Source organism: Opitutus sp. ER46, assembly GCF_003054705.1.
Classification (GTDB): Bacteria; Verrucomicrobiota; Verrucomicrobiia; order Opitutales; family Opitutaceae; genus ER46.
Map to the genome: position 1 here is coordinate 229,392 of NZ_QAYX01000025.1, position 17,947 is coordinate 247,338.

The 17,947-nt window shown below is 67.7% G+C and carries 20 protein-coding genes; 13 read left to right on the forward strand and 7 right to left on the reverse strand.

Features of this window, described 5'->3' with window-relative positions:
* Positions 1-39 precede the first annotated feature (39 nt).
* The 6 genes from DB354_RS19290 to ftsZ are packed head-to-tail and all read left to right on the forward strand — an operon-like array spanning position 40 to position 7,991.
* On the forward strand, positions 40-1,203 hold the full coding sequence (locus DB354_RS19290) for a UDP-N-acetylglucosamine--N-acetylmuramyl-(pentapeptide) pyrophosphoryl-undecaprenol N-acetylglucosamine transferase (RefSeq protein ID WP_107837275.1): 1,164 nt from the start codon (positions 40-42) through the stop codon (positions 1,201-1,203).
* Positions 1,200-3,530, forward strand: a complete 2,331-nt coding sequence (murB, locus tag DB354_RS19295; RefSeq protein ID WP_107837276.1) for a UDP-N-acetylmuramate dehydrogenase — start codon at positions 1,200-1,202, stop codon at positions 3,528-3,530. The genes DB354_RS19290 and murB overlap by 4 nt, the downstream gene beginning before the upstream one ends.
* A gap of 10 nt (positions 3,531-3,540) precedes the next feature.
* On the forward strand, positions 3,541-4,476 hold the full coding sequence (locus DB354_RS19300; protein WP_107837277.1) for a D-alanine--D-alanine ligase: 936 nt from the start codon (positions 3,541-3,543) through the stop codon (positions 4,474-4,476).
* Complete coding sequence (locus tag DB354_RS19305) at positions 4,473-5,510, forward strand: FtsQ-type POTRA domain-containing protein (RefSeq protein ID WP_146180329.1); 1,038 nt, start codon at positions 4,473-4,475, stop codon at positions 5,508-5,510. The genes DB354_RS19300 and DB354_RS19305 overlap by 4 nt, the downstream gene beginning before the upstream one ends.
* Positions 5,511-5,514: 4 nt before the next feature.
* On the forward strand, positions 5,515-6,705 hold the full coding sequence (gene ftsA / locus DB354_RS19310; protein ID WP_107837279.1) for a cell division protein FtsA: 1,191 nt from the start codon (positions 5,515-5,517) through the stop codon (positions 6,703-6,705).
* Positions 6,706-6,707: 2 nt separating this feature from the next.
* Entirely contained in the window at positions 6,708-7,991 is a 1,284-nt protein-coding gene (gene ftsZ, locus DB354_RS19315) for a cell division protein FtsZ (protein ID WP_107837280.1), read from the forward strand.
* Here ftsZ and DB354_RS19320 read toward each other — a convergent pair.
* Genes DB354_RS19320 through DB354_RS19330 form a run of 3 tightly spaced genes read right to left on the reverse strand, consistent with a single transcriptional unit; the run spans position 7,982 to position 9,755 of the window.
* Complete coding sequence (locus tag DB354_RS19320; protein WP_107837281.1) at positions 7,982-8,860, reverse strand: ARMT1-like domain-containing protein; 879 nt, start codon at positions 8,858-8,860, stop codon at positions 7,982-7,984. The two genes, ftsZ and DB354_RS19320, sit on opposite strands and share 10 nt — an antisense overlap.
* 9 nt (positions 8,861-8,869) lie before the next feature.
* Positions 8,870-9,310 (reverse strand): PaaI family thioesterase, encoded by a 441-nt coding sequence (locus tag DB354_RS19325; protein ID WP_107837282.1) that lies wholly within the window; start codon positions 9,308-9,310, stop codon positions 8,870-8,872.
* A complete protein-coding gene (locus DB354_RS19330; protein ID WP_158277612.1) occupies positions 9,276-9,755 on the reverse strand; it encodes a NifB/NifX family molybdenum-iron cluster-binding protein in 480 nt (159 codons plus the stop codon). The genes DB354_RS19325 and DB354_RS19330 overlap by 35 nt, the downstream gene beginning before the upstream one ends.
* Before the next feature lie 74 nt (positions 9,756-9,829).
* Here DB354_RS19330 and DB354_RS19335 point away from each other — a divergent pair, with 74 nt between their 5' ends.
* Positions 9,830-10,147: a DUF134 domain-containing protein gene (locus DB354_RS19335; RefSeq protein WP_107837284.1), complete on the forward strand. Its 318-nt coding sequence runs from the start codon at positions 9,830-9,832 to the stop codon at positions 10,145-10,147.
* Between the two features lie 21 nt (positions 10,148-10,168).
* Entirely contained in the window at positions 10,169-10,672 is a 504-nt protein-coding gene (gene tsaA, locus DB354_RS19340) for a tRNA (N6-threonylcarbamoyladenosine(37)-N6)-methyltransferase TrmO (protein ID WP_107837285.1), read from the forward strand.
* 68 nt (positions 10,673-10,740) lie between these two features.
* Here tsaA and DB354_RS19345 read toward each other — a convergent pair whose 3' ends face one another.
* Together DB354_RS19345 and DB354_RS19350 are read right to left on the reverse strand one after the other, a co-directional pair.
* Entirely contained in the window at positions 10,741-11,319 is a 579-nt protein-coding gene (locus DB354_RS19345) for a dihydrofolate reductase (RefSeq protein WP_146180331.1), read from the reverse strand.
* Between the two features lie 169 nt (positions 11,320-11,488).
* The gene (locus DB354_RS19350) at positions 11,489-12,778 is read right to left on the reverse strand and encodes a LemA family protein (protein WP_107837287.1); all 1,290 of its coding nucleotides are present in this window, start codon (positions 12,776-12,778) and stop codon (positions 11,489-11,491) included.
* A 267-nt stretch (positions 12,779-13,045) separates the two neighbouring features.
* On the opposite strand from DB354_RS19350, the gene ald reads away from it, so the two are divergent.
* Positions 13,046-14,134, forward strand: a complete 1,089-nt coding sequence (gene ald / locus DB354_RS19355; RefSeq protein WP_107837288.1) for an alanine dehydrogenase — start codon at positions 13,046-13,048, stop codon at positions 14,132-14,134.
* A gap of 181 nt (positions 14,135-14,315) precedes the next feature.
* Here ald and DB354_RS19360 read toward each other — a convergent pair whose 3' ends face one another.
* Positions 14,316-14,846 carry a peptidylprolyl isomerase gene (locus DB354_RS19360; protein ID WP_107837289.1) on the reverse strand — a complete coding sequence of 177 codons (531 nt, stop codon included), beginning with the start codon at positions 14,844-14,846 and terminating at the stop codon, positions 14,316-14,318.
* 140 nt (positions 14,847-14,986) lie between these two features.
* On the opposite strand from DB354_RS19360, the gene DB354_RS19365 reads away from it, so the two are divergent.
* The 4 genes from DB354_RS19365 (at position 14,987) to DB354_RS19380 (ending at position 17,554) form a co-directional block, all read left to right on the forward strand.
* Positions 14,987-15,547, forward strand: coding sequence for an SIS domain-containing protein (locus DB354_RS19365; protein WP_158277614.1), 561 nt, complete (start codon positions 14,987-14,989; stop codon positions 15,545-15,547).
* Between the two features lie 36 nt (positions 15,548-15,583).
* A complete protein-coding gene (locus tag DB354_RS19370) occupies positions 15,584-16,669 on the forward strand; it encodes a DNA replication/repair protein RecF (RefSeq protein WP_107837291.1) in 1,086 nt (361 codons plus the stop codon).
* A gap of 300 nt (positions 16,670-16,969) precedes the next feature.
* Positions 16,970-17,251 (forward strand): type II toxin-antitoxin system RelE/ParE family toxin, encoded by a 282-nt coding sequence (locus DB354_RS23035; protein WP_107837292.1) that lies wholly within the window; start codon positions 16,970-16,972, stop codon positions 17,249-17,251.
* Between the two features lie 3 nt (positions 17,252-17,254).
* Positions 17,255-17,554 (forward strand): HigA family addiction module antitoxin, encoded by a 300-nt coding sequence (locus DB354_RS19380; protein ID WP_107837293.1) that lies wholly within the window; start codon positions 17,255-17,257, stop codon positions 17,552-17,554.
* A gap of 25 nt (positions 17,555-17,579) precedes the next feature.
* On the opposite strand, the gene DB354_RS19385 is transcribed toward DB354_RS19380, so the two are convergent.
* The gene (locus tag DB354_RS19385) at positions 17,580-17,840 is read right to left on the reverse strand and encodes a hypothetical protein (protein WP_146180332.1); all 261 of its coding nucleotides are present in this window, start codon (positions 17,838-17,840) and stop codon (positions 17,580-17,582) included.
* Positions 17,841-17,947: the final 107 nt, after the last annotated feature.

The window sequence follows — 17,947 nt, forward strand, 5'->3', positions numbered from 1 at the left end:
GACCCTAGCCTCAGCCGCTTCTTTCCTCACCTCTCAATCATGAGCTTCTTCGTCATCTCCTGTGGTGGTACGGGCGGGCATCTGTCGCCGGGGATCGCGTTGGCCGAGGCGCTGGCGAGCCGCGGGCACGAGAGCGTGCTCCTCGTCAGCCAGAAACGCGTGGACGCCCGGCTGATGGAAAAGTACCCGCAGCTGACCTTCGCCCGCATGCCGGGCAGCGGCTTCGGCTGGAAGCCCGCGACCCTCGCCCGGTGCGTGGCGTCGCAGTCGCGCGCCTTCCTGTTCTGCCTGCATCTCCTGCGCCAGGGCCGGCTCTCCGACGCACCGGCGGGCACGGGCCGGAAGCGGCGCGTGGACGGCGTCTTTGGCTTTGGCGGTTTCACCTCGGCGCCGCTGGTCATGGCGGCGCGCGCGCTCGGGATCCCGGCTGTGCTGCACGAGGCCAATCGCGTGCCGGGCCTGGCGGTGCGCACGCTCGGCCGCCTCGCCACCCGCGTCTATTTGCCGCCAGGCGTGGAGCTCCCGGCGATCCGCGCTTCGATCACGCGTCACGTCGGCCTGCCGGTGCGGGCGGAAATCCAGAAGGTGCCGGCGGCCACGGCGCGCCGGGAGATCGGACTCGATCCCAACCAGCGCGTGCTGGTGGTGCTCGGCGGCAGCCAGGGTTCCAGCCCATTGAACGACTGGACGCGCCAGAACCTCGAGGCGCTCGCGGCCGAGGGCATCCAGGTTTACTGCGTCACCGGCCTCGGCAAGGGTACGGCGACGGAGGTGACGCTGAAGTCGGCGAGCGGGGCGCCCGTGCGCAGCCGCTTCGAGGCGTTCAGCGATCGCATGGCGGTGCTGATGTCGGCCGCGGACCTCGTGTTGTCCCGCGCCGGCGCCGGCACGATCGCCGAGCTGATCCGCTGCGAGGCGCCGGCCATCCTGGTTCCCTATCCGCAGGCGGCGGACGACCATCAGCGCGCCAACGCGGTGTATTTTGAGCAGCAGGGCGGCGGGCTCGTGGTGCCGCAGACGCGGCTGGGCGACCTGCGGGCGGAGGTGCTCGACGTGATCACGAACGACTGGCTGCTGCGCCAGTTTCGCGGCAACCTCCGGCGCATGGACCGGGCGAACGCGCTGGATCTCATCATTTCCGATCTCGAGGAGATCACCGCCGGAGCCCAGGCCGGTAACCCGATTTCGGTGGTGCCGGCATGACGGCGCGACCCGACAACGGCGTCGCGCGGCCCGCGCTCTTCGGGCACCCGGTCACCCGCCTGCATTGCGTCGGCGTCGGTGGCATGGGCGTGGGCCCACTGGCCATCTATCTCGCGCGGCTGGGCTTCACGGTCAGCGGTGAGGACGATGCGCTGACCCCGGAGATGCGCGAGCAGCTGGGGCGCGCGGGCGTGACGGTCGGGCCGATGCCGGGCGATGCGGAGCTGCTCGTCTATTCCTCGGCGATCGCGCCGGGGCACCCGGCGCGGGTGGCGGCAGACGCGCGGCAGGTGCGCGGCGTGCGCCGCGGCGAGCTCCTGGCGGAAGTGACGCGCGGGCGGAAACTGGTGGCGGTGTGCGGCTCGCACGGGAAGACCACGACCACCGCGATGCTGATCACGGCGCTGCGGGCGGCGGGCTTTCCCGCCGGCTATGTGCTCGGCGGACTCTTTGCGGATGGCACGGCGCCGGCGGAGGCCGGAAGCAACGCCTGGGTGATCGCGGAGATCGACGAGAGCGACGGCACCATCGGCGCGTTCTCGCCGGAGATCACGGTGGCCGTGAACCTCGATTGGGATCACCCCGACCATTACCGCAGCGCGGCGGACATCGAAGGTGCGTTCCTGGGCCTGTTTGCCCGGACGCGCGGGCACGTGCTCGTGTCGGACAGTTGCGCGATGAGTGCGCGGGTGCGGGAGCGGCTGACGGGAGGCACGGCGGACGTCCGGACCTTCGGGCCGCACGGGGATTTCCTGGGGGCGGTCGTGGCGGAAGCCGACCGGCACATGACTCTGCGGCTCGAGGGCCGATTCACCTTGCGCGAGGCTGAGGTGCGCGCGCGGGGGGCGTTCAACGCGGCGAACGCGACCGCGGCGCTGGCGGCGGCGCAACTGATGGGCGCGGCGACGTCGCGCGCGGCCCTGGTGGCGTATCCGGCGGTGCGGCGGCGGCAGGCGATCCTGGAGAGCAGCGACATCACCGTGCTTGAGGATTACGCGCATCATCCCGCGGAGATTCGCGCGCTCCTCACGAGCCTGCGGACGCGGGCCGGCCAGGGGCGGCTGGTAGTGGTCTTTCAGCCGCACCGGCACAGCCGGACGGCCCAGTTCCTCGCGGAGTTCGCCGACGTGCTCACCACGGCCGACCTGCTCTGCCTGCTCGACGTGTATTCGGCCGGAGAGAAGCCGGTCCGCGGCGGCACGACCGAGCACCTGGCGGCGGCGGTGCGGAAGGCGCGGCCGGACCTGCCGGTAACGTATTGTCCCAAGCACCCGGCAGGGGCGCTGGCGGCGCTGACCCGGGACGTGCGCGCGGGTGATCTCGTGGCGTTTGTCGGCGCCGGCGACATCGACCGGCTGGCGCGGCGCTGGCTGGAGAGCCGGCGGGGGGAAGATCGCTGGGATGCATTCTTTGCGGCGGAGCAGCCGAAGCTGGCGGCGGCCACGAAGTTCAAGCGCGAAGAGCCGCTCGCGGGCCGCACCACCATCCGCATTGGCGGCGCGGCGCGGCTGTACGCGGAGCCGGCGTCATTGGCCGACCTGCAGACCCTGCTGCGCGCGGCGGCGGCGGCGGGCGTTCCGGTCTTTCCCCTCGGTCGCGGCTCGAACCTCCTCGTGCCGGACGACGGCGTGCACGGGCTGGTGATCTCGCTGGCGCACGAGGTCTGGACGAAGTTTGAGGCGCAGCCCGACGGCAGTGTGTGGGCGGGAGCGGGGCTGCGGCTGAAGAACCTGTGCGGCCTAGCGGCGAAGGCGGGGCTGCAGGGCTTCGAATTTCTCGAGGGTATTCCCGGGAGCGTCGGCGGCGCGCTGCGCATGAACGCCGGCGCGATGGGCGGCTGGATGTTCGACGTCGTCGAGGAACTGCAGCTGATCACGCTGGCCGGCGACGTGCAGACGCTGGCCAAGCCCGCGTTGCACGTGGAGTACCGCGACTGTGCGGAACTGCACGACGCCATCGCGCTCGCGGCACGGCTGCGGCCGGCGGCGCCCGCGGCGGCCGGCGCCATTCGCCAGCAGATGGATGCCTACGCCAGGAAGCGGCATGAGTCGCAGCCGCGGGAGCCGAGTGCCGGCTGCGTCTTTCGCAATCCACCCGGCAACTCCGCGGGCCGGCTCATCGATGAATGCGGGCTGAAGGGTGAGCGGGTGGGGGATGCGGAGGTCTCGCCGGTACATGCCAACTTCATCGTGAACCGCGGCCATGCCACCAGCGCGGACGTGCTGGAACTGGTGCGGCGGGTACGGGCCCGCGTGCGGGCCGCCCGAGGCGTGGACCTGCACCCGGAGGTCCTGCTGTACGGCAAGCGCTGGGACGACGTCCTGTGAACCCTTTCGTATGAAATCTCCGATTCTGGCCGTGTTTGCGGGTGGTACGTCTTCCGAGCGCGAAGTCTCGCTCGGATCGGGACGCGCGAGCGCCCTGGCGTTGAGCCGGTCGTTTCCGACCCGGTTCTTCGAAATCAACGCCAATGCCCTGCCCGCAGGGCTCGATCCGCGCCGCCACGTCGTCTTCTCGACGCTGCACGGCACCTTTGGCGAGGACGGCGGCATGCAGTCGCTGCTCGATGCCGCCGGGGTGCATTACGCCGGCTGCACGGCGGCGGCGAGCGCGCTGACGATGGACAAGACGCGGACGAAGCAGGCGGCGGCGGCCCGCGGCGTGCCGGTGATCGAGGGTATCCATTTCAACGCGACGGCGAAGCCGACGGCCGACCAGGTCGTGGCGAAGCTGGGCGAGGTGCTCGTGATGAAACCGAATGCGGAAGGGAGCAGCGTGGGGCTGAGCCTGATCGCGAACCGGGCCGAGCTGGCGGCGAAGCTGGCCGAGGCGACGCGGGGCGAGTGGCTGATCGAGCGCCGCGTGTTCGGCCGGGAGCTGTCGGTCGGCGTGCTCGGCGGCAAGGCGATGGGCGTGGTGGAAATCCGGCCGAAGTCGGGCGTCTACGACTACCAGAGCAAGTACACGAAGGGCATGACCGAGTACCTGGCGCCGGCGCCGCTCGAGGCGGCGACGACGCGCGCCGTGCAGGCGGCGGCGGAAACGGCGTTCGCCGCGTGCGGCTGCCGCGACTACGCGCGCGTGGACTTCATGCTTTCGGGCCCGACGGCCTTTTATTTGCTGGAAATCAATACGCTCCCCGGCATGAAGGAAACCAGTCTGCTGCCGATGAGCGCACGCTGCGCGGGACTTGATTTCACGGCATTGGTTCGGGAGCTGGTTTCGCCGGCATTGCAGCGTTTTCAAGGAGCGGCGGGCGCATTGCGTTCGTGAACCGAGACCCTCTTCAACCTCCAGCCACCCGTACCTGGCGCGACATTCCGCAGCCGGTGGTGCCGCGCGCCATGTCGCCGGAGGGCAAGTGGCGGCTGGCCAAGCAGGGCCTGCGGCTCGCGGGCGGCGTGGTGATCGCCGCGCTGCTCGGCTGGGGCGGCTGGCTCGTCGTGGCCTCGCTGCGCGAGGACGCGCACGCGCTGCCGGCCGTCGCGCGGGCGACGCCGATGAAGCTGCCGGAGCTGCACACCGATGGCGTCCTCGACCATGCGTGGCTGGCGCGGACGCTCGGGCTCCCGAAGCAGGTCTCCTTGCTGGAACTTGATCTCCACGAGCTGCGGGGCCGGCTGCTCGCCGATCCCCAGGTGGCGAGCGCGGCGCTGATGCGGGAATTTCCCGACCGGCTGATCGTGCGGCTCACGGAGCGCACGCCCGTGGCGCGGGTGATGACCGATTGGCAGGGGCAGAAACGGCCGATGCTGGTGGCGCGCGACGGCGTGCTCTACGCCGGCACCGGTTATGAACCCGCGGTGATCGAGACGCTGCCCTGGCTCGATGGCGTGAAACTCACGCCCGAGGAAGGCCGGCTGCGGCCGATCGCGGGCATGGACGTCGTGGCCGACCTGCTTGGCCGGGCTCGGCTCGAGGCGGAGCACCTCTACATGAACTGGTCGATCGTCTCGCTGGCCCATCTCGAGCTCGACCGGCGCATCGAGGTCCGCACGCGCGACGGCATCGTGATCCAGTTTTCCACGACCGACGGGTTTTTCCGGCAGCTGGTGAAACTGAACTACATCATGGACGAACTCACCGCGCGGGCGCCGGGCGCGCGCGCGACGATCGACCTGTCGCTGGGGCAGGATGTGCCCGTGATGGTTTTCCCGACCGACCCTGCGCTCGCCGAGAAGGAGCGCCCGGTGGTGCCGGCGACGCCGCGGCCGCAGGCCTTCCCCGGCACGTTCGAGACGCGCTCCACGCCGACTTTGTTTTCTTTGCCCCCTCAACCACCGAAGAGGTCCAACCGTGAGTTCTAGAACCATGTTCATTGGTGCCGTTGAGATCGGTACGTCGAAAATCACCGTCCTGGTGGGCGAGTACACCGGTCGCGAGCTGGCCATCATCGGCCGCGGCGAGTGTTCGTCGCGCGGCGTGATCAAGGGCGCCGTCGTCGACTACAAGGCCGCGAGCGAGTGCACGCACAGCGCGCTCGAGCAGGCGGAGCGCGATGCCGGCGAGCGAATCAACGCAGTCTTTCTGGCCCAGACGGGCGGGCACCTCGAAGGCTTCTACAACGAGGCGGCGGTGAACGTGAAGGCGTCGGACAACATGATCGACTCCGCCGACATCCGTACCGTGTGCGACCTCGCGAAGTCGAAGGAGCTGCCGGCCGGTCGCATGGTGGTGCACAATATCCGCCGGCCATTTCGCGTCGACGGCCGCATCGTGCCGGGCAGCCCCGAGCACCTCGTGGGGCAGCGCCTGGAGGTCGGGTACTGGACGGTTCACGGCCAGGAGCAGCGCCTGGCGGACAACATCCACGTGATTCGCGGCTTCAACCTCGAGGTGCGCGAGCTGGTCCTGGCGTCGCTGGCGTCGGGCCACATGGTGACGACGGCCGAGGAACGACAGCACGGCGTGCTGGTGCTGGATATCGGTGCGGGCACAACGGACTACGTGCTGTACCGCAACGGCGCGGCGCACGTGACGGGCGTGCTGCCCGTGGGCGGCACGCACCTGACGAACGACCTGAGCATCGGCCTGAGGCTGACCGAAGGGCAGGCGGAGAAGCTGAAGCTGCGGTTCGGGCGCGCGAACGTCGTGACGCGGGACCGGGCGCAGAAGGTCTGGCTCGACGGCAATTTCGCGATCGGCGACCGGCAGTTCTCGCAGCAGGCGATCGAGCAGATCACCGCGGCGCGCATCTGGGAGCTGCTGGAGGTCGTGAAGAAGAAGCTCGGCAACGGCTTCACGCCCGAAACCTGCAGCGCCGGCGTGGTGCTGACGGGCGGCACGGCGAAGCTCGGCGGCATCACCGACACCGCCGCGAAGGTGTTTGGCGTACCGGCGCACCTGGGCGAGACCCCCACGTGGGTGAGCGAGAACCTGCGCGACCCGAGCTACCACACCGCCCTCGGACTCCTCTATTACGGGATCAGCGCCAAGGCCGACCTCGGCCCGGCCAATCGCCGCGGGAGCGGCTTTCTCAAGCGGCTGTTTGCGAGCTCCTGACCATGAATCTGAACGAACTTCCCCTCGAGCACGGGATGCTCGCCGACAAGAACATCGCCATCAAGCTGGTGGGCGTGGGCGGCGCGGGCGCGAATGCGGTCGACCGGCTCAAGATGGAGAACCTCGAGCGGCTGCAGCTCGCGGTGATCAACACCGACCACCAGGCGCTCTCGAGTTCGCCGGTGGAGGCCAAGGTGCTCATCGGCATGAGCGTGACGCGCGGCCTCGGCGCCGGCGGCGATCCTGATCTGGGCCGCGAGGCGGCGGAGGCGGACCGCGAGAAGATCGCGACCGTCGTGAAGGACTGCGACCTGGTTTTCCTGGTGACGGGAATGGGCGGCGGCACCGGCAGCGGCGCCTCGCCGATCGTGGCGGAGATCGCGGCCGAGTCCGGCGCGCTGGTCATCGCGTTCGTCACGATGCCCTTCAGCTTCGAAGGCGGCCGGCGCCTGAAGCAAGCCGAGGAGGGCCTGCGCGCGCTGCGGCAGGTTTGCGACGCGGTCATCCCGCTGCCGAACGACATCCTCCTGCAGGAAGCGGCGGAAGGGGAGACCGTGCTGGATTCGTTTGCGCGCGCCGACGAGTGGATCGGCCGCGGCGTGAAGTCGATCTGGTCGATGCTCTTCAAGACTGGGCTGATCAACCTGGACTTCGCGACGCTACGGCAGGCGTTTCAGCACCGCGGGGGCAAGACCCTCTTCGGGCTGGGCGAGGGCGCGGGCGAGAACGCCGTCGCGGACATGCTGGCGAGCCTCAAGCTTTGCCCGCTGCTGCACACCCCGGAGTTTTCGCGCAAGGCCGACCGCCTGCTCGTGAACATCGCCGGCGGCGCCGACCTGACGCTGCCGAAGGTGAACGAGATCATGACGGCGATCACCGAGCAGTTTGGGCGCGACTCGCACATCATCATGGGCGCGGTGATCGACGAGAACCTCGCCGGCCGCGTCGAGGTGTGCGTGATCGGCACCAGCGACATGGGCGGTCGTTCGCTGCCGCCGCGTCGTCCCGTGGCGCAGGGACGGAACCGCGCGCCGGTCGCGACGCCGGAGATGCCGAAGGGAGAGGAGTCGGCTCCCAGTGACCAGGGGCTGCTGCTCGACGACGGCGCGCCGGCGAAACCGGTGGCCGCGGGCAAACCGGGTGCCAAGCCGACGTCGCAGGAGGAATTTGGTTTCGGAGAGGTGGAGAGCCGCGGCTATTTCGAGAAGACGGAACGCAATCTTTTCGACGGCCAGGATCTCGACGTGCCGACCTACCTCCGCCGCGGGATCAAGATTCAGCTGTAATCGCCGCGGCCAAGCCGCGGCGATTGGCGCCAGACGACATTGCTGCCCAGTGGGTACCCGGAGCGTTGGGCGACGATCTCGCACTTGACGCGGAACAGGCAGAAGAGGGGCGCGGAAACTTCGCTCAATGTCTCAAAGTTTCCCTGACCTTTCGCAATGATCAGGTCGGCGTTATGGAAGTGGCGCCGAAATGAGGCGGAGCAGCTGGATAGCCAGGTGCCGGGGATGGCTGCGCCGCTGTCAATGATCTCAGCGAATGGAATGAGGCCGGCGACTTGTGCGTCGGCCCGCGTGGCATCGTTGAGCACCGGACCTCCGCGGACCGCGACGGTGACGCAGCCGCGAGGAAGCTGGGCGATGAGGACACGATCGAAGATGATCTCGCCCGCGTTGTCGGCCAGGTAGAGGATCCGGCGAGCCTGCGCGGCGGCGACGCAAAAGGCGTCCAACTCACCGGCCAGCGGAGTGTCGATCGCTGAGGCCAGGACGGCGTGCACCTCTGATTCAGTGAGCCCACTCTTGGCGCCGAGATCGATCACGTTGGCGGCAATGGCCAACGCGGTCGCGGCTCGGAGCGGATCGGGCGCGGCGCAGACGGCATGCTCCAGCGCTGGCAGGGACGATAACGCCAGCTCGTTGTAGTGGGCCTTCAGCTCTCGATAGGGGTCGGCGCAGCCGGTGATCTCCCTGACTTGGGCTTGGATTTCCGCTGCCAGGACCGGAGGCGGTCGCGAGAAATCCAACGAAGTCGCTGCGAGCAAGATCTCGCGTGCCATCGATTCACGGGCGGAGGCCGAGGAACTGCAGAGCGCCGCTGCAGTGAAAGATTGCCGGAGTAGGCAGGGGATGCACGCGAGCGTTGATTTCACGGCATCCCGTCAGGTTGACATGAATTTGGCCCGTGCGTGTGCGCATACTGCGCCGCTCTGGCAGACCTCGGCCTCGAGCTGGTAGAGCGGCGGGTAGGCGTTCGTGAGCCAGGCTCGGACCGACACCGTGCAGCCAATTGTCACCGGCTGCCGGTACCGAACGTCGAGTTCTCCCGTGCGGGCGACGACGTTTCGGGCGAAGAGCGCGTGGACCATGGCGCTGTCCAGGGCGGTGGCGATGAGTCCGCCGTGAAGGATTCCATCGTAGCTTTCGTAGCCGGCGGGAGTGACCCAATCGGCGCACACCGTGCCGTCAGGCTGCAGGCGGAACCTCAATCCCAGGCCACCGGCGTGACGTGGACGGCACGCAAAGCACCGCGCGTGTTCGCGAGCACAGAGCGCCGTGAGCCAGGATTCACTGGCCGCAGCATCCGTGGTGGTGGTCGCCATGGTCGTGGTGTTGATGATGGCCGTGTGCTCCCTCACAGCCGTTTGGGCCGGCGGCCAATGTGCCGTTGAGCCAGGCTTGCGCGAGCAGCGCCGGGGTGTCCACGGGGACTCCGGTAATGACGGCGACGCCGGCGGCGGCCATTCGTTCCTGCGCGCCGCGGCCCATGCCGCCCGCGAGGAACACTTTCACCCCGGTGCGGCCGAGCCAGTCGGCCCATCCGCACGGCTCCGGCATGGGAGGGACGGCGGTTCTCGCAGCCAGGATTCGATGCTGGGAGGTGTCCACCGTGAAGAGCCCGACCTGGGCGGCGGCGCCGAAGTGCGGCGAGAAGTCCCCCGTGGCGGTGAGTGGGAGCCCGATGACCACGGAGGCGGCCTCTTCGTTGTTCGTGGTGGGCGTGGCGTCGCGGGAAACGACTCGCCGTGGAGTGGCTGGATTCTGCATAGTCGAAGGGAAAATGAGCCTGGAGAGTAATGAGCGTATGCCCATAAACTCTTCGGGCAAGCGCCAACTTTCCCATGCCTCGTCCACCTTGTCCCCGCTGCATTCGCCACACGCCTCCGAGCGATTATTTCAAGCCGGCGGGCATTCCATTGCGCGAACTGCGTGAAATTATCCTCGCGCCTGACGAGATGGAGGCAATCCGGTTGGCCGACTTTGAGGACCTGTACAACGTCGAGGCGGCGGTGAAGATGGGCGTGTCCCGCCAGACATTCGACCGGATTGTTGGCCGTGCTCGCCGGAAGATCGCCGAGGCGCTGGTGCAAGGCCAGGCGCTGCGGATTGAGCGGCCCGCAAAAAGCGGCCGGGTGACTGACCCGGCCCTCGGTGATTGAAGCGCGCTCACGGTCTGAATCATGGAATCGACGATGAGGTTCTGCCCCATAGGTACCATCCGGACCGGGTTTGCGCTGCCGCAGGGCACGCCGGTTCAGGGTGCGTATGCCGGGGGGGCAACGGGCACGGTGGAACTCCTGCCTGAGTTCGTGCCCGGCCTGAAGGATCTCGCGGGGTTCGACCGAATCTGGCTGCTCTACTGGCTCGACCGCACGGCGCCGCCTCAGCTCGAGGTGGTGCCGTATCTCGATTCGAAGCCGCACGGAGTCTTCGCCACGAGGTCGCCCTGCCGACCCAACGCAATCGGCATGTCCGTCGTCCGACTGATGGGCGTCGAGGGTGCCACCCTGTGGGTCGCGGACGTGGACATGCTCGACGGAACGCCGCTGCTGGACATCAAGCCCTACGTGCCGGCGTTTGACGTCTTTGCGGTGGAGCGAGTGGGCTGGTGCGAGGGCATCACCAAGCACACGTGCAAGACGGCGGATAACCGGTTTGCCCCGGTTTCGCCCACAACGGGGTGACGCCCGTCCCGGTTCGCTTCCGGCTACGAGGCGAAGCGACGGGCGCCCTCTGGGGGGCGCTCTGACTCTTACGCCATCACTCCGTCGCTCCCTGGTTCCACGCGCTCGAGCGTGAGGAACGTGTACTGGAAGTGTTCGTCGCGGCTGAGGCGGCGGTCGAGTTCGCGCCAGGGAAGCTGGCGCCATTCGGGAAAGTAGCGGTCGCCTGGAACCTCCGCGTGAACGAGCGTGACGTGCAGCCGCATCGGGCGGCGCAGCGCAAGCGTCTCCTTAAAGATCCGCTCGCCGCCGCAGACGAAGATTTCGCCGGGGATTGTCTCGGCAACGGCCAGCGCCTCGCTCAGCGAGCGGGCGGGAATCGGAAAACTGCAACCCTGCCGGCGGGCTTCAGCGCGCGAGAGTTCGACCGGGTCCGCGACGAGGGGGCGGCTCGTGAGGACGATCGGCTGGCGCTGATCGCGCGTGGCGTCGGGCCAGGTGTCGAACCCGATGCGTCCCATCACGCAAACCTGCCCCGCCGTGAGCCGTCGGAAATGCTCGGCATCCTCCGGAATCCGCCACGGCAGCTTTCCGTCACGACCCATGACCCGGTTCTCCGCGCAGGCGACGATGAGGTTGAGGAGTTTCGTCACGGTTTTCGCCAACACGAGAACCGAAGGGCGCGGGGTGAGGGAAGGGAAAAGTGGGGGCCGGGGGGGCCTTGGAAGTCTTTCTCTTACTCTTCCTCTTTCTCTTTCTCTCAATTCGGCCGGTGGGCGTCAGTGTGCGCGCATTGAGCGAAAGTGCAGGAGAAAGAGTAAGAGGTGAATGCCGCGCTCACTCCACCAACCGCATTTTCACGCTGGCGCGTTCGAAGCTGGCGGCGGCGAGGAGTGGCTCGGGCTGCATGCGGGCGAGCGCGGCGACCCAGCGGTCGGGAAGGCGCTCGAGCCGCGTGGCGAACTGGGTGGCGATGTCGTTGTAGTACGTCCGCGCGAGCGCGATGCGCTGCTCCGTCTCCACGAGCGTGCGATGCAGCTGGGCGAAACCCTCCTGGGCCACGAGCTCGGGATAACGTTCGACCACGGCGCGAATCGTGCCGGCGACGCCCTCGAAGTCCGGCCCCGCCACGCCCGGGCGGGTCGCGGCGAGCTGGGCCCGCAGCGCGGCGACCGCGGTTTGCGTGGTGGCCTCATGGCTTTGGAGCGCGGACACAACGGCGACGACGCCGGGAATCAGATCGTTGCGCCGCTTCAGCTGCACATCGATGAGCGACCAGCCCTGGCGCACGCGTTGGCGGAGCTCGACGAGGCTGTTGAACACCATCCAGGTCCAGGTGAGTCCCCACGCGGCGAGGTAGATCGCGATCGGGACGGGCAACGGCAGCACGCCGCCGTTCTGCAGCAGGAAGCCGGCGACGCCGGCCGCGAGCAGCCCGATGACCCACCAGAACCACGACCAGCCCGCCTTGCCGCGCTGCACGCTTTTCTCAGCGCGCACGCTGATGAGGTACATGGCGGCGTCCTTGGCCGCTGCGATCTCCGGCGCAACGACGTCCTGCCGCTCCCGCGCCTGGCCGACGATGTACAGCGGCCGGTGCAGGGGGATTGCCGTCTCGACGAAGCGGCGGCGGTGCTGTGAGTTCGGCACGGCGCCCTCCGGGCCCTTGCCGTAGTAGAGGGGATGCCCGAGCCCGACGGTCTCCTCGAAGACCGTCGCGGGCTCGAGCGTCGCCTTCTCCGGGCGGATGAGCACGGCCCCGGTGTCGTCGCGCAAATAGAAGTCCCGTGTCTCTCCGCCGCTCGCGACCGACCGCCAGCCGCTCTCCGTGCGCGTGCGCGTCTGGGACCGGCCCTTGCTGTCGGTGTATGTCTCAACCACGGTTCGCGACCAGTGCTCCGAAACGTCGTACGCGTAATGTACGCACGGTTCCTCGCTGAGAAAGCTGCGCAGCGGAGCCTCGGACTCGGCGGTGCCGGCGAGCTCCACGAGGCCGATGAAGACACCCTGTGTCTTCGAGGTGGGCAGGTCCGCCAGGAGCCGCTGTTGCCGGCGCAGCCGCAGGCTGAGCCACAGCGCAATCAGGGCAACCAGAGCGGATACGAGGATTGGGGTGAGATCCGACATGGGGAAAAAAGGCTGAAGGACTGAAGGGCTGAAAGGCTGAAGGATGCGAAGGCTGAAGGACTGAACGCTGAAGGCTGAAGCTGGAAGGATGAGAGCGGAAGAGCGAAGGCGTGGTGCGTTCAGGACATCCTATCCGCGATTCGCGGAGCCCTTGGTGCCTTGCCGCCTAAAGCCTACCGCTTACCGCCTACAGCCGACTTCACCCTTCGCCCTCAGGGTCAGCCGCTTGCGTCTTGTGAAACGGCAAATGCTGGGCATCGTCAGCGCATGACAATCGGTGTCCCCAAAGAGATTAAAATCGGCGAGACGCGTGTCTCGATGACCCCCAGCCTGTGCCGCCGCTGCGTGATGCTCGGCGCCAAAGTCCTCCTCGAAAAGGGGGCCGGCCTCACCGCCGGATTCACGGATGCGGAGTACCGCGAGGCTGGAGCCACGATCGTCGGCGATACGGCGCGCGTGTGGCGCTCCGCCGATCTGATCCTCAAGGTGAAGGAGCCCCTCGAGGCCGAGTTTGAGCTGATGCAGGAAGGGCAGACGCTCTTCACGTACCTGCACCTCGCGGCCGGTCCGGAGCTCGCGCAGCAATTGTTGAAGAAGCGCATCCTCGGCATCGCCTACGAGACGGTTGAAGGCCTCGACGGCAGCTTCCCGCTGCTGAAGCCGATGTCCCAGATCGCCGGCCGGCTCTCGATCCAGATCGGCGCGTATTTCCTGCAGTCGCAGCATGGCGGCTCGGGCGTGCTGCTCGGCGGCGTGCCCGGCACGATGCCCGGCCAGGTGGTGGTGCTCGGCGCCGGCAACTCCGGTGCTCACGCCGTGCAGATGGCGGTGGGTATGGGCGCGCGGGTGACGGTGCTCGATCTGGACTCGCGGAAACTCGAGGCGATGGACACCGAGTACCGCGGGCGCGTCGTGACGCTTCTGGCGAATCCCTCGAACGTGGAACAGGAGGTCGCGCGGGCCGACCTCGTGATTGGCGCGGTGCTCATCCCGGCGGCGAAGGCGCCGACGGTTGTGACCAAGAAGATGGTCGCGACCATGCGCCCCGGGAGCGTCATCGTGGACATTGCGATCGACCAGGGCGGCTGCATCGAGGGGATCGAGCCCACCTCGCACGAGCAGCCGGTGTACGCGGAGCGGGGCGTGATTCACTACGCGGTGCCGAACATGCCCGCGCTGGTGGGCCGCACCTCGACGCTCGCGCTGACGCAGGCGACGGAGCCGTTCGTGACCACGCTGGTGCGCAAGGGCGTGGAGATCGCGCTCGACGAGAACAAGGGCCTCGCACTCGGCGTGAATACGCGCGACGGCAAGATCACCAACGCCGCCGTGGCCAAGGCGCTCGGCGCGGCTTAACTCTCGTTTTTGCCGGCGCAAAAACGAGAGAAGGGGCCGGGCAGAGAGTTGGCGGATCCGAGCCCCCTGAGGCACGAAAAAGCGCGGGCCAAAGGGGCCCGCGCTTGAAAGAGGGTCGCTCTCTTCCGCCCGTTCTTTCGTTTTTGCCCGCGGGCAAAAACGAAAGGGCAACGACGAAAGCTTAGGCCGGGATCGGGATGATCTTCACGCTCTCGACCTCGACGCGGTCGATCGGGGTGCTCTTCTCGCCGCCGCCGCCGGACTTGGTCGGGACGTTGGCGATCTGCTCGAGAACTTCGTCACCGGAGATCAGCTTGCCGAAGGCGGTGTACTGGCGGTCGAGGAAGCGGGCGTCGCCGTGGCAGATGAAGAACTGGCAGCCGGCGGAATCCGGATGCGCGGCGCGGGCGGCGGAGATGACGCCGCGGACGTGCGGACGGTCACTGAACTCGGCCTTCACCTTGTAGCCCGGATCGCCGGTGCCGGGGATGCCGTGGGCGTCGGGCTTGGTGTTGGGGCAGCCGCCCTGGATCATGAAGCCCTTGATGATGCGGTGAAACGCGGTGCGGTCGTAGAACCCCTGGCGGGCGAGCTTCTTGAAATTCTCGACGTGCTTGGGGGCGACTTCGGGCCAGAAGCCGATGGTCATCTCACCATACGAGGTCTTGATGACGGCGACTTCCTGGGTGGCGGGAGTGGATGGGTTGCTCATTCGAAACGCCCAGAAAGTGGCGGCGCCCGAGGGGCGGCAAGCGCCAAAATACCGGCCTTCCTTGGCGGGGCGGACCGGACAATCTCCGAGCTAGACTCCACGCCCTTGACTCGAAACGCTGTCCGACCTCCTTCGCTCCCATGACCTTCGACGAGTCGCTTGCAGAGTCCGTCCGAACCTTCCAGGCGCTGGCCACGATCCGTCCCGCGATCGATCGCGCCAACGAACTGATCCTCGCGACGCTGCGGCGGGGCGGAAAGCTGCTGATTTGTGGCAACGGCGGCAGCGCGGCGGAGGCGGCCCACTTCGCCACGGAGCTGGTCGGCCGCTATGCGAAGACGCGGCGCTCGCTGCCGGCGATCGCGCTGTCGTCAGACGGCTCGCTGCTGTCCTGCATCGGCAACGATTTCGGCTACGACGAGGTGTTCTCGCGTCAGATCGCCGGGCTCGCGCAGCTGGGCGACCTGGTTGTGGTGCTCACCTCGAGCGGCAACTCGGGCAACATCGTCGCCGCGCTGCACGAGGCGAAGCAGCGCGGGCTCGAGAGCATCGCGTTCCTTGGTCGCGGGGGCGGCAAGGCGAAGGGGCTGGCGACGTGCGACCTCATCATGCCAGGCCAGCGGGGAGCGTCGGCGCAGGAAGCGCACCTGTTCCTCATCCATCATTTCTGCGAGCAGATCGACGCCGCGTTTCCGGCCTGAGCGGGCGCGTTGATCCGCGCGGCAGATCCATCGCCCATGCGCCTCCGCCGGCTGAGCCTGCACCACTTCCGCAACGTGGGCTTTGCGGCGCTCGATCTGGCCGGGCGGCAGCAGTGCTTCGTCGGCGCCAACGGCCAGGGGAAAACGAACCTCCTGGAGGCGATCGGCTACCTGACGGCGCTGCGGTCGTTTCGGGCGACGGACAACAAGGTGCTGATCGCGCACGGCCAGACCGGCGCGGCGATTGCCTGCGTCGTGGACCACGAGCGGCTCGGCGACACGCACGTGACGATCAAGCTTCGCGCCGACGGGAAGGAAGTGTGGTGCGACCAGACGCGGATCACGCGGCTGGCAGATTACCTCGGGCGGTTCCCAACGGTGGTGTTTTCTTCGCAGGACATCCTGCTGATCCGCGGCGCGCCGACGCTGCGGCGGCGCTGGCTGGACCTCACGCTGGCGGCGATGGACGCTGACTACCTGCGGGCGCTGACCGGCTACATGCGGGCGCTGGCGGAGCGCAATGCCCTGCTCAAAAGCGGGCGCGTCGTGGATGCGGAGCTTGCGGCGTTCGAGCAGGCGCTGGCGCCGGCGGCCGTTGAGTTGATCGCGCGGCGGCAGGCGGGGGTGGAGGAGCTGAACCGCTCGATGCAGGCGGCGTATGCGGGACTTTGCGACGCCGTTGAGCCGGCGGGCATGACGTACCAGCCGAGCTTTGCGGAACCATCGGTGGAGGCGTTTCTGGCGCGACTGGAGTCGGGCCGCGCGCGGGATGCGCAATTCCGGTCGACGCTGGTCGGACCGCACCGTGACGACGTTGGGTTCACGGTGAAAGGCACCGCGGCGAAGGACTTCGCGTCGGAAGGCCAGCAACGCTCGCTGGTGCTGGCGCTGCGGCTGGCGCAGTCCGCGTGGTTTCAGGCGCGGAGCGGCGTGGTGCCGGTGCTGCTGGCGGACGACGTGCTCGGCGAACTGGACCCGCAACGCCGTCGCCGTTTCTGGGCTGCGATCCCGGAGACCGCGCAAGTGATCGCGACCGGCACGCACCTCCCGGATGCAGAACTTGGCACGTGGCAGGTCTTCGACGTGAAAGCCGGGGACGTGACCGCGGCTGTCGCCGGGTGAGATTGGAAAAAAGTGAGAGTGGGAGTGGGCGGCGCCAGCGCCGCGCGAAGTTGGGTGAGATGCGTGAGTCTGCAGAAACAGAGCTGACGGAGGTAGGAGAACAGCGAAGGCACCCAGACATGTGACCGCGAAAGACGCGAACGGGCGCGAAAATCGGGGGCGAGCGGGATTGCACCGCGCAAGCGGAGTACCGGGCGCTTGGAACTGCGCGACGAAGGCTCGGAGTGGGCCACGCCACGCGTTATCTGCGGTTCGGATAATCCGCTTGACGGATCCTCTGCCTGGGACACGTTCCGGCGTGTGATCAAAAGCTTTGGGAGCGATGAGACCGCCAAGCTTTGGAACGGGGTGCGCTCACGTCGTTTGCCCTCGAATATCCAGCAGCGGGCACTCACGAAGCTTCAATTGATCAATGCCGCCGTCGAACTCGAGTTCCTTAAAATGCCGCCTGGAAATCGCCTCGAGTCGCTGAGTGGAACACGCAAAGGACAATACAGCATCCGCATTAACGACCAGTGGAGAATCTGCTTCCGGTGGACTGGCACTGATGCCGAACACGTTGAAATCATAGACTATCATTGACTCATGCCTGCGAAACTCACCATGGCCCATCCGGGCACGATCCTGCGGGACGAGTTCTTCGTGCCGCTTGGCATCACACAACTTGCCGCTGCGAAGGCGACCGGGATCCCGCAGAGCAGGCTCAGCGACATTCTGGCGGGTCGGCGCTCGATTTCGGCTGATACGGCTGCCCGACTTGGGCGCTTCTTTCAGGTCGATCCTCGAAACTGGCTCAACCTCCAGGTCTCCTATGACCTTTGGCTGGCCGAGCGGAAGCACGCTCGTGCCCTCGCGCGCGTGCATCCCTTGAAGCTGGTCGCGTGACGCGCTGGCGCGCCAGTGCTGAGATTCAGTCGGTGGCCGGGGCGCGCCAGGGGTCCACGCGGAGGAAGTCGCTGCGAGCGACTTCATAGCTGCGCGAGACTTTGAGGAGAAGAAGACTCGCAGCCCCCCGGGCCCGCAGGAGCACCGGCTGAGGCGCCAGCGCCGGGTCGAATGTGCGGAAGCGTATGCCCATCCCGACGTCGGTCACCTTTGCCACCCCCGCGACGCGAAAGGCGGCCCGGAGCTTGATCGTGATCTCTTCGAACCCGCGCTGGGCTTTGTTCACGCGAAAGAGCGCCTGAAATTTGTCCGACGACAGCTCGGCGTATGTCCCCCTGAGCGGAAGCTCGAAGACGATCGACGCGGCATCCTCTGCGAAAACCCTGACGTCGC

What these genes read in the sequence shown, in the direction of transcription:
- DB354_RS19325 (WP_107837282.1), bottom strand. Translation starts at nt 9,310, where the DNA reads ATGGCGACCACCACCACGGATGCTGCGGCCAGTGAATCCTGGCTCACG.
- ftsZ (WP_107837280.1), top strand. Translation starts at nt 6,708, where the DNA reads ATGAATCTGAACGAACTTCCCCTCGAGCACGGGATGCTCGCCGACAAG.
- DB354_RS19300 (WP_107837277.1), top strand. Translation starts at nt 3,541, where the DNA reads ATGAAATCTCCGATTCTGGCCGTGTTTGCGGGTGGTACGTCTTCCGAG.
- DB354_RS19290 (WP_107837275.1), top strand. Translation starts at nt 40, where the DNA reads ATGAGCTTCTTCGTCATCTCCTGTGGTGGTACGGGCGGGCATCTGTCG.
- DB354_RS19330 (WP_158277612.1), bottom strand. Translation starts at nt 9,755, where the DNA reads ATGCAGAATCCAGCCACTCCACGGCGAGTCGTTTCCCGCGACGCCACG.
- DB354_RS19370 (WP_107837291.1), top strand. Translation starts at nt 15,584, where the DNA reads ATGCGCCTCCGCCGGCTGAGCCTGCACCACTTCCGCAACGTGGGCTTT.
- tsaA (WP_107837285.1), top strand. Translation starts at nt 10,169, where the DNA reads ATGGAATCGACGATGAGGTTCTGCCCCATAGGTACCATCCGGACCGGG.
- DB354_RS19350 (WP_107837287.1), bottom strand. Translation starts at nt 12,778, where the DNA reads ATGTCGGATCTCACCCCAATCCTCGTATCCGCTCTGGTTGCCCTGATT.
- DB354_RS19335 (WP_107837284.1), top strand. Translation starts at nt 9,830, where the DNA reads ATGCCTCGTCCACCTTGTCCCCGCTGCATTCGCCACACGCCTCCGAGC.
- DB354_RS19380 (WP_107837293.1), top strand. Translation starts at nt 17,255, where the DNA reads ATGCCTGCGAAACTCACCATGGCCCATCCGGGCACGATCCTGCGGGAC.
- murB (WP_107837276.1), top strand. Translation starts at nt 1,200, where the DNA reads ATGACGGCGCGACCCGACAACGGCGTCGCGCGGCCCGCGCTCTTCGGG.
- DB354_RS19365 (WP_158277614.1), top strand. Translation starts at nt 14,987, where the DNA reads ATGACCTTCGACGAGTCGCTTGCAGAGTCCGTCCGAACCTTCCAGGCG.
- ald (WP_107837288.1), top strand. Translation starts at nt 13,046, where the DNA reads ATGACAATCGGTGTCCCCAAAGAGATTAAAATCGGCGAGACGCGTGTC.
- DB354_RS19360 (WP_107837289.1), bottom strand. Translation starts at nt 14,846, where the DNA reads ATGAGCAACCCATCCACTCCCGCCACCCAGGAAGTCGCCGTCATCAAG.
- ftsA (WP_107837279.1), top strand. Translation starts at nt 5,515, where the DNA reads ATGTTCATTGGTGCCGTTGAGATCGGTACGTCGAAAATCACCGTCCTG.